Below are 9,873 nucleotides of genomic sequence, written 5' to 3'. Positions count from 1 at the left end.
CCTGCCGCTGCTGCTGCCGTCGCTGAGCGGCGCGGCCGGGCTCTGCTTCGCCCTGTCCATGGGCGAGCTCAGCGCAACGATGATGCTCTACCCGCCGGACTGGACCCCCCTCCCGGTGCGGATCTTCGCCGCCACCGACCGCGGGGCGCTGTTCACAGGCTCCGCCTTCGCGGTGGTGCTCATGTCCACCACCCTGCTCGTCATGTTCGCCCTCTCCCTGGTGCGCACCCGCGCCGGGCACCGTTGATCCTCAGGAGGAGACCATGCGCGTCCGAACCCTGGCGCCCCTCACCCTGACCGCCGCGCTCGCCCTCACGGGGTGCGGCATCACCGAACCCGCCGAGACCATCACCGTCTACGCCGCCGACGGGCTCAGCGACGTCGACGGTGGTGGTTGGCTGGACCAGCTCTTCGAAGAGTTCGAGGAGGAGACCGGGGTCATGGTCCAGTACGTCGAGGGCGGATCCGGCGAGATGGTGCAGCGCGCCGAGCGGGAGAGCTCCAACCCTCAGGCCGACGTGCTGCTCACTCTGCCGCCATTCATCCAGCAGGCCGACAACGCCGGGCTCCTGCAGCAATATGAGCCGGAGGGCGCCGAACAGGTGGCCACGCGGGACCCCGACGGTGCCTGGACCACCGTCGTCGACAACTACTTCGCGTTCGTGCACAACTCCGAGGAGCTCGACGAGCCGCCCGAGACGTGGGAGGACCTGCTGGACCCTGAGTACGAGGGCCGGCTGCAGTACTCCACACCCGGGGTGGCCGGCGACGGGACCGCCGTGCTCATCCAGGCGATGGAGCAGTTCGGCGGTCTCGAACCCGCGATGGACTACCTCGGCGAACTGCAGGCCAACAACGTCGGCCCCTCGTCCTCGACCGGAGCGCTGGGGCCCAAGGTCGACAAGGGCGAGTTGCTCGTGGCCAACGGCGACGTGCAGATGAACTACGACCAGAGCCGCACCATGCCCAACCTCGAGCTCTGGTTCCCGGCCCGGGAGGGCGGCGAACCGACCACGTTCGCGCTGCCCTACACCGCGGGGTTGCTCGAGGGCGCGCCGGACAGCGGGAACGGGCAGGCGTTGATCGACTTCCTGTTGTCGGAGGAGGCGCAGTCAAGGGTGCCCTCCGAGGCCGGCGGTTTCCCTGCACGCGACGACGTCGAGGCCACGGGGGAGGACGCCGAGGCGCTCGAGGAGATCATGGACGGCGTGGAGGTCTTCGAGCCCGACTGGGACGAGGTGGAGGAGGAACTGCCGGGTTACCTGGACGCCTGGCGCGAGGCGACCGACAGCTGAGGGGTTTGTCGGGGATGGGAGAGGTGGTTGCCAGGGGTTCCGGCGGGTGTTCTGGGGGCTGGGGTGTTGTGTGGTGTTGCCTCGGGGGTGGTGGTTCGTCGGGGGTCGGGATCGTAGCCCCAATGCCGTTCAGTTAAGGGTTTTGGCGTACTGTCAAGGGCCCGGCCCATAGCACCTCGATGCTGATCGTGGCCCGATAACTGGCCCGGTCGACGATGCCTTTGGCGTTGTACTTGGACAGAGCTCGTTTGACCACACGCGCCCGGGTCCGTACCCGCCGGTCCGGCAACAGCTGGGCCAGGACCTGTCGGCCGATGGTTCCCAGCAGATCCACCACCGTGCCTGTGATCACGCCCGCAGCCTTGATGAGCTCGTCCCGGGCGGCGTTCAACGCCACGGTGAAACCGTCCCGGTCCGGGTCCAGGCCCGAGCGGGCCCCGGTGGCATCGGCCATGGCCAACCGCAGCGCCTGATAGGTCACCAGCAGCGCGTAGAGCTCCTGGATGAGGCCCTCCGGTTTGCGCGAGCGCAGCACGCGCCCGCCCAGCAGCGTGGACTTGAGCTGAAGGTAGGCGGTCTCGATCTCCCACCGCTGGTGGTAGAGCTCGACCAGGCCCGCGGCCGGGTAACGGCGGGCATCGAGCAGAGTCGTGACCAACCGGTATCCGGTCCTGCTGTGGCCTTGGTCGGTGGCCACGGTGATCTCGCAGTCGATCACGCGCACCTGCACCGGGCCCAGACGGGACAGGTAGGAGCCCTCGTCCAGCCGGTGCAGCACGGGCAGCACGCGGCTGTTCTTGGTCCGGATCAGTAGCTGCGCCCCGGTGGCGTTGATGGCTTGGATCAGGGCCTGGGTGGCGAAGTTGCGGTCGGCCAGCACGAGCTCTCCCGGCCCCGCGCTGGGTACCAGATCGCGGGCGTAGGTGGTCTCGCCGCTGCTGGTGTCAGCACCCCGGCAACCACCACCCCCAACCCCCACCCTCATCCCCAACTACAACCTGTCTGATTTTCGTTGCCCCCTGTTCGCCACCAACCGCTGCCCCTGTTCGGGCACCAGGGTTGCGATGCGCACCGCGGCCCAGGGACGAGCCCGGTGGTGCGGCCGGGCAGCGCGCGCTCTAGTGTCATACCGGACAAGGACGTCGACAGAAGGACACACGGATGGACGCGCGCTCCTACATCGAGGCCCACCGGGACGACTTCCTCTCCTCCCTCGACGAGTGGCTGAGGATCCCCTCGATCTCCTCCGACCCCGAACACCACGAGGACGTACGCACCTCCGCGAACTGGCTCGCCGAACACCTCCGCGCAACGGGCTTCCCGTCCGTCGAGGTGTGGGAGACCCCCGGCCTTCCCACCGTCTTCGCCGAGTGGCCGGCGGCCGACCCCGAAGCGCCGACAGTTCTGGTCTACGGCCACCACGACGTCCAGCCGGTCGACCCCGTCGAGGCCTGGGAGACCGACCCCTTCACCCCGACCCTGCGCGGAAGCTCCCTCTACGCCCGCGGTGCCTCCGACGACAAGGGCCAGGTGCTCTTCCACGCGCTGGGAGTGAAGGCCGCGCTGGCCTCCTCCGGCTCCGAGGCCCCTCCGGTGACGATCAAGATGCTCATCGAGGGCGAGGAGGAGTCCGGGTCGGTGCACTTCGCCGACCTCATGCGCGCCAACCGCGACCGCCTGGCCTGCGACACCGTGGTCATCTCCGACACCACGATGTGGTCCGCCGACGTCCCCTCGATGTGTGTCGGCATGCGCGGGGTGACCGACCTCCAGATCGACCTGTACGGCCCCGACCGCGACCTGCACAGCGGCTCCTTCGGCGGCGCCGTCCCCAACCCCCTCCAGGGCATGTCGGACCTTCTGTCCGCCCTGCACGACGACGACAACCACATCACCGTGCCCGGCTTCTACGACGGCGTCGTCGAGGCCTCCGACGAGGAGCGCGAACTCATCGCCCGCCTGCCCTTCGACGAGAAGGAATGGTTGGACACCGCCGCCTCCTCCGCGACCTGGGGCGAGGAGGGCCACAGCACCCTGGAGCGCGTCTGGCTCCGCCCGACAGCCGAGATCAACGGCATGTGGGGCGGGCACATCGGCGAGGGCCGCAAGACCATCGTCCCCGCCTCCGCCCACGCCAAGGTCAGTTTCCGCCTCGTCCCCGGCCAGGACCCGGTGGCGGTCCAGCAGGGCGTCCAGGAGTTCGTCGACGCGCACACCCCTGCCGGACTGCGCGCCGAGACCCACTTCAGCGGCCCTGGGACCCGCGCCTGCGCCTCCGACCTGGACTCCACCGCGCTCAAGGCCGCCCGCTCGGCCATGGAACAGGCCTTCGGCAAGGAGGTCCTCCTCACCCGCGAGGGCGGCAGCGGACCGGAGGCCGACATCGCCGAGATCCTCGATGCCCCGCTCGTCTTCGTCGCCGTGGGCCTGGACGAGGACCAGATCCACGCGCCCAACGAGAAGGTCGAGGTCCCGCTCCTGCTCAAGGGCGCCGAGAGCGCCGCCCACCTGTGGCGCGAGATCGCCGAGCGCTCCTGAACCGGATCCTGGTCGGATTCCGCCGGGTCCCGGTACGACCGGACCGGGACCCGTGTGCCCCCGCGCACCGCCTCACGCGGGCATGCCCGGGGGCGCCACACTGTTGTGCCAGGAGTGGACCACGAGGGGCGCCCCGACCAGGCGCCCCGCGACCGATCCGGGACGAAGGAGCCATGGCAACCGACGCAACCGATCCGACCCCCTCGCTGGCCCGAGCCACCATCGACCCGGCCGGACACAGAAGGGCCGACCCCGAGTGGCTCGACAGGGCGTGGTCCGACCCCTCCACCCGCGTTCTCGCCCTGGACGGCGGCCCGCCCGACAGCCGCGGCTGGAGCACCCCCTCGCCCCGCCGTACACGCTCCCTCGTCACCACCGAGGGCCCCTGCCGCCTGGCCCTGACCGCACCCGAGGGGGCTCCCGAAGGCGAGCGGTACTTCCTCGGTGCGGAGAACGGGACCGCCTACTTCGGTGTCCGCAGCCCCGATCCCCTCAAAGAACCCGCAGGAACGGCCGCCGCGACCCTCGGCGAGGTGGGCGCGCTCCTGGGCGACCGCGACACCGGGCTCCTCACCCGCGCCGTCGCCCTCGCCAACTGGAACGCCCCCCACCGGTTCTGCCCCCGCTGCGGCGGGCCGACCCGGCTCGCCACAGCCGGACACCTGCGCGTGTGCGAACGCGACGGGGACGAGCAGTACCCGCGCACCGACCCGGCCGTCATCATGCTCGTACACAGAGAGAACGCCGGCCGCGAGGAGGTCCTGCTCGGCAACAACCCCAGGTGGGACGCGCAGCGCTACTCCGTCCTGGCCGGATTCGTCGACGCGGGGGAGTCCCTGGAGCAGGCCGTCGCGCGCGAGGTCGCCGAAGAAGCGGGGATCCTCGTGACGGACCCCCGCTACCTGGCCTCGCAGCCCTGGCCCTTCCCGCGCAGCCTCATGATGGGCTACACCGTCCGCGCGGTCGGCGAGACCGAACGCACCGACGACGAGATCGGCGAGCTGCGCTGGTTCACCCGCGGCGAGCTCGCCGAAGCCGTGCACGGCGGGCACGTGCGGCTGCCCGGGCCGGTCTCCATCGCCCACACCCTCATCGAGCACTGGTACGGAGGAGAGCTCCCCGGAGGCTGGTGAAGGACCGGTGCGGGTCCCCTCCGGGGACGCTTCTTGCCACTGGAGCAGCGGTCGGAGCCGACCCTGGTAACAGGGCCCCGGTGGTTCAGGGGCCCACGCCCAGTTCGTCGGGGAGCGCGGTCAGGGGGCTGTTGCTGCTCTCCACCACGTCCCGGGCCAGGTCGGCGACCTTGCGCCCGCGTGAGCGCGCCGACGAACGCAGCCGTTCGAACGCCTCCCGTGTCGGCATCGTGTGCCGCTCCGCCAGCACACCGATGGCCTGCTCGACCACCACACGCGAGTGCAGCGCATGCTCCAACTGGGAGATCGTGTGCCGCAGGCGTTCCACCTCGGACGCGCCCTCGGGTGCGCGCCCGGGCGCCTGCGTGCGTGGCCGGGGGGAACCGGCCTCGCTGTCGATCAGGTCGGCCAGCACCATTGCGCTGATGAGGTCCGGAACCTCCGGGCCGCCCTCGACCCGCCAACCGGTCGGGGTGCGTCGCACCACGTCGGTGTCCACCGGGTGGCCGGCGGCTATGTCGTGAGGCCTCATGTCGTTGCCCAACTCCACTCCCCGTCTTCCGTCTTCGTCGAGAGCCGNCCGCCCGCCCGCGGCTCGCCGTCGCCGGCCGGGGAGCCGTGGGAGGCACGGCCCGTGCTCCGGTCGGCCGGAGCACCCGGGGGAGGGTGCCGCCGGCCGACCGGGGCCCGACTACGACAGCTCGACCAATTTCTGCTTCACCTGAGCGAGGGACGGATTGGTCATGGCCGTGTCGTCGGCGAAGACCAGCGTGGGGACGGTCGCGTTCCCACCGTTGACCTTCATGACGTGGTCCGCGGCCCCCGGGTCCTGTTCGATGTCCACCTCGCGGCCCGTGATCCCCTCCCGGGACAACTGGCTCTTGAGCCGCTTGCAGTAGCCGCACCAGGGGGTGGTGTACATCGTGAACTGCTGGGTGTCCGTGTTCGTCATCTCACTCATGTCTTTTCCGTCTCGAGGTCGGGGATCGCTTCCGTCCCCCGTCCCAACACCGGGCGGGTTCGGCGGCTTCCCGCGGCCACGCGACACCACGTGGGACGCATCACAAGGCGATCTGGTTCGACCCGGGTGCAAATGCCCCCGTACCGATCCGCTCTCCGTAGGCACCGATACTTGAGAGACTGTCTCCTCAGCACGCGCAGCCGTCCCTCCGGGACACTCCTGGGGACCGCGCTGCCGTCGCCCGCAGCAGCCCCGACCACACGCAGGAGCACCATGGACCCCGACCGCGTCCTGGAGGGACTCGACCCGGAGCAGACCCAGGTGGCACGCGCCCTGCGCGGCCCCGTGTGTGTGCTCGCGGGCGCGGGAACCGGCAAGACCCGCGCCATCACGCACCGGATCGCCCACGCCGTCGCGAGCGGGGTCGTGGCCGAGCAGCAGGTCCTGGCGGTCACCTTCACGGCCCGAGCGGCGGGGGAGATGCGTGGCCGGTTGCGGACACTGGGAGCCCCCCGGGTGCAGGCGCGGACGTTCCACTCCGCGGCGCTGCGCCAGCTCTCCTATTTCTGGGCCGACGCCGTCGGAGGCGAGAAACCCACCCTCATCGACAGCAAGATCAAGGCCGTCGCGCAGGCCGCGCACATGGTGGGTCTCCAGCCCGACCGCACCGGGCTGCGCGACCTCGCCAGTGAGATCGAGTGGGCCAAGGTCACCCAGGTCCGCCCCACCGATTACGAGAAGGCGGTCGCCAAGGTCGGGCGCGAAACCCCGACGTCCTCCCCCCAGGAGGTCTCCCGTGTGTTCGAGGCCTACGAGGACCTCTGCCGCGAACGCAACCTCCTCGATTTCGAGTCGATGCTCGAGCTCACCGCGGGCATGATCAACGCCGATCCCGGTATCGCGCAGAAGGTGCGCGGCCAGTACCGCTACTTCGTGGTCGACGAGTTCCAGGACGTCAACCCGCTGCAGAAGCTCCTCCTGGATGCCTGGCTGGGCGATCGCGACGACCTTTGCGTGGTCGGCGATCCCAGCCAGACCATCTACTCCTTCGCCGGCGCCACCCCCGGCTACCTCACCGGGTTCGCGGTCGGCCACCCCCACGCCACCGTGGTCGAACTGGTCCGCGACTACCGCTCGACCCCGCAGGTGGTGCGCGTGGCCAACCACGTCATCTCCCAGGCCCGAGGTACGGCCGCGGGCAGCCACCTGACCCTGCGGGCGCAGCGCCCGGACGGCCCCGACCCGCTCTACCAGGAGTACGACGACGAGCCCGCCGAGGCCACCGGCGTCGCCCGCAAGATCCGGGTGCTCATGGACAGCGGCGGTGTGCCGGCGAGCGAGATCGCCGTGCTGGTGCGCACCAACTCGCAGTCGGCCGCCTACGAACAGGCCCTCGCCGACGAGGGCGTCCCCTTCACCGTGCGCGGCACCGCCCGCTTCTTCGAACGCCCCGAGATCCGCGAGGCCGTTCACCTGCTGCGCGGGGCCCGCCACGGCGCCGCCGACGACGCGGGGGAGGAGCTCGTGTCCGGCGTGCGGCACCTGCTCACCCAGCTGGGCCTCACCGAGAGTGCCCCCGAAGGACGCCAGGCCCGCGAACGCTGGGAATCGCTGTCCGCCCTCGCCCAGCTCGCCGAGGACATGGTCGCCACCGCTGGCAACCGCGTCACCATGGCGCACTTCCTGGAGGAGCTCGAGGCCCGCATGGCCACCGAGCACGCGCCCGGGTTCGAGGGGGTGACCATCGCGTCCCTGCACTCCGCCAAGGGTCTGGAGTGGGACGCGGTATTCATGTGCGGCCTCCACGAGGGCATGATGCCGATCATCTACGCCGAGACCGACGAGCAGATCGAGGAGGAACGCCGCCTCTTCTACGTCGGTGTGACCCGCGCACGCGAACACCTGTCGATGTCCTGGTCGCTGTCGCGCTCACCGGGCGGACGCCGCACCCGCAAACCCTCGCGCTTCCTCGACGGCCTGCGCCCCGCCTCGCCCACCACCGGAGCGCGCAGGGAACGCCGTAGCAACCGTGTGGTGCGCTGCCGGGTGTGCGGGGTCGCCCTCACCGAGGCCGCCGACCGCAAGCTCGGACGCTGCGCCGACTGCCCCTCCACCTACGACGAGGCCCTGCTGGAACGCATGCGCCACTGGCGTCGGCTGACATCCCGCGCGCAGTCCGTTCCCGCCTACGTCGTCTTCACCGACGCCACCCTCCAGGCCATCGCCGAGCAGGAGCCCAACAGCCTGGAACAGCTCTCCACCGTGTCCGGTGTGGGGGCGCAGAAGCGTGGTCGCTACGGTGAAGCGGTGCTGGCCCTGGTTCGCGGAGCCGACCCTGAGGCCCTGGTCGAAGCGCACACCGCAGACATGGAGGACACGACCGATGACTGACCCCACCGGACCGGCCGACTGGGGGCCGTCGCTGGACGACCTGCTCGGTGTCCTCGACCTCGAACGCATCGAGGTCAACATCTTCCGGGGGAACAGCCCCTCGGAAGGGCCCCAACGTGTGTTCGGCGGGCTCGTGGCAGGCCAGGCGCTGGTCGCTGCCGGGCGCACGGTGCCCGAGGAACGCCACGTGCACTCCCTGCACGCCTACTTCATCCGTCCCGGCGACCCCGACGTGCCCATCGTCTACGACGTGGACCGGGTGCGGGACGGCCGTTCGTTCACCACCCGCAGGGTCGTGGCGATCCAGCACGGCAAGGCGATCTTCACGCTGTCCGCCTCCTTCCACAAGGAAGAACCCGGGCTCGACCACCAGCTGCCGATGCCGGACGTGCCCCCGCCCGAGGAACTGCCCAGCACCCGCGACCGCCTGCGTGCAGAGTTCGGAAAGGTGCCCGGGTTCGTACGCTGGCACCCCATCGAGATGCGCCCGGTCGGTCCGCTCTCCTACGAGGCCGAACGAGACCCGGACCTGCGCACCGCCACCAACCCGGTCTGGCTCAAGGTCGACGGCAAGCTCCCGGACGACCGGCTCACGCAGGTCTGCATGATGACCTACGCGTCCGACCTGACCCTGCTCGACACCGTGCTCCTGCGGCACGGACGTTCGTTCGCGGGGATCTCGATGGCCAGCCTCGACCATGCGATGTGGTTCCACAGGCCCTTCCGTGCCGACGAATGGCTGCTCTACGCGCAGGAGACCCCGAGCGCCAAGGGAGGGCGCGGCCTGGCGCGCGGGCTCGTCTACACCCGCGACGGTGAGCTCGTGTGCTCGGTGGTGCAGGAAGGCCTCATCCGCGTGGTCGACGCCGAGGGCTGGGAGGACGCCCGGGCGTGACCGACACCCCACGTGAGGCCCGGAGCCCGATGCGCCGAGACGCCCGGAAGTTGTGGCCGGATCCGGACGTCTTCGCAGGTCAAAAATGGGTTGCCGGGCCTGTGGGGCCCCCGTAGTGTGTAACCCGTCGCTGACCGCCACACCGGCGCAGGTGAAAGACCCTGACGCCCGACCCCGAAGGAGGTGCCCAGATCCGATGACCGACACCACGATGACCACCGGTTCCATTGCCGGCTTCGACGTGCCGTTCGTGCACACGCGTGACCTGGGTGCCACCTGGCGTGGCCTCGTCGGCGTCACCGCCGGAACCAGCGGCGAACCCTCCCACGGGTTGCCGCACCTGTTGCAGCTCGCAGGCGAGTACCCGGGCCAGAGTCTGCAAGGACCGGCCCGTGTGAACGGCCTGTGCGCCGACGCAGGCACGGGCACGCGTGTGCCCGGGTCCGGCGCCCTCGCCCGAGAGCGTGGCGAGCGTGTCATCGATCTCGTCGAAGCTACCCCGCGCTACGGCGCACCGGGGCAGTGTCCACGGAGGAATTCCGGCCCAGCGGAGTAGGCCGGGAGTTTCGTCCCGTGGCCGCGGACCCCGAGAAGGGGCCGCGGCTTTCTTTGTGTCCCGAACCAGGGGCTCTCCCCCGGGGAGAGGACCCGGGAACACGG

At 70.5% G+C, this 9,873-nt stretch carries 9 protein-coding genes and 1 pseudogene; 7 read left to right on the top strand and 3 right to left on the bottom strand.

What is annotated here, in order from left to right:
• Both D474_RS0110720 and D474_RS0110715 read left to right on the top strand, forming a co-directional pair.
• Window positions 1-247, top strand: a pseudogene (locus D474_RS0110720) (ABC transporter permease); the annotation flags it as partial.
• Window positions 248-263: 16 nt separating this feature from the next.
• The gene (locus D474_RS0110715; protein ID WP_017613573.1) at window positions 264-1,295 is read left to right on the top strand and encodes a 2-aminoethylphosphonate ABC transporter substrate-binding protein; all 1,032 of its coding nucleotides are present in this window, start codon (window positions 264-266) and stop codon (window positions 1,293-1,295) included.
• Window positions 1,296-1,428: 133 nt separating this feature from the next.
• Here the strand turns inward: D474_RS0110715 and D474_RS28270 are convergent, their stop codons facing one another.
• Window positions 1,429-2,280, bottom strand: coding sequence for a transposase (locus D474_RS28270; RefSeq protein ID WP_083931788.1), 852 nt, complete (start codon window positions 2,278-2,280; stop codon window positions 1,429-1,431).
• A gap of 176 nt (window positions 2,281-2,456) precedes the next feature.
• Between D474_RS28270 and D474_RS0110705 the strand changes: the two genes are divergently transcribed.
• Together D474_RS0110705 and nudC are read left to right on the top strand one after the other, a co-directional pair.
• A complete protein-coding gene (locus D474_RS0110705) occupies window positions 2,457-3,833 on the top strand; it encodes a dipeptidase (protein WP_017613571.1) in 1,377 nt (458 codons plus the stop codon).
• 173 nt (window positions 3,834-4,006) lie between these two features.
• Window positions 4,007-4,966 (top strand): NAD(+) diphosphatase, encoded by a 960-nt coding sequence (gene nudC / locus D474_RS0110700; RefSeq protein WP_017613570.1) that lies wholly within the window; start codon window positions 4,007-4,009, stop codon window positions 4,964-4,966.
• Window positions 4,967-5,051: 85 nt separating this feature from the next.
• On the opposite strand, the gene D474_RS0110695 is transcribed toward nudC, so the two are convergent.
• A complete protein-coding gene (locus D474_RS0110695) occupies window positions 5,052-5,498 on the bottom strand; it encodes an ANTAR domain-containing protein (RefSeq protein ID WP_026118365.1) in 447 nt (148 codons plus the stop codon).
• Window positions 5,499-5,657: 159 nt separating this feature from the next.
• Entirely contained in the window at window positions 5,658-5,927 is a 270-nt protein-coding gene (locus tag D474_RS0110690; RefSeq protein WP_017613568.1) for a mycoredoxin, read from the bottom strand.
• Window positions 5,928-6,200: 273 nt separating this feature from the next.
• Between D474_RS0110690 and D474_RS0110685 the strand changes: the two genes are divergently transcribed.
• From D474_RS0110685 to D474_RS0110675, 3 genes are all read left to right on the top strand, one after another.
• Window positions 6,201-8,318, top strand: coding sequence for an ATP-dependent DNA helicase UvrD2 (locus D474_RS0110685; RefSeq protein WP_017613567.1), 2,118 nt, complete (start codon window positions 6,201-6,203; stop codon window positions 8,316-8,318).
• Window positions 8,311-9,213 (top strand): acyl-CoA thioesterase II, encoded by a 903-nt coding sequence (gene tesB / locus D474_RS0110680; RefSeq protein WP_017613566.1) that lies wholly within the window; start codon window positions 8,311-8,313, stop codon window positions 9,211-9,213. Before D474_RS0110685 ends, tesB begins: the two co-directional genes overlap by 8 nt.
• 196 nt (window positions 9,214-9,409) lie before the next feature.
• Entirely contained in the window at window positions 9,410-9,769 is a 360-nt protein-coding gene (locus D474_RS0110675) for a hypothetical protein (protein WP_017613565.1), read from the top strand.
• Window positions 9,770-9,873: the final 104 nt, after the last annotated feature.

Source organism: Nocardiopsis salina YIM 90010, assembly GCF_000341025.1.
In the GTDB taxonomy this organism is placed as follows: domain Bacteria; phylum Actinomycetota; class Actinomycetes; order Streptosporangiales; family Streptosporangiaceae; genus Nocardiopsis; species Nocardiopsis salina.
The sequence above is the reverse complement of the archived record's forward strand: the minus strand, read 5'-3'. Positions and strand labels throughout refer to the sequence as shown.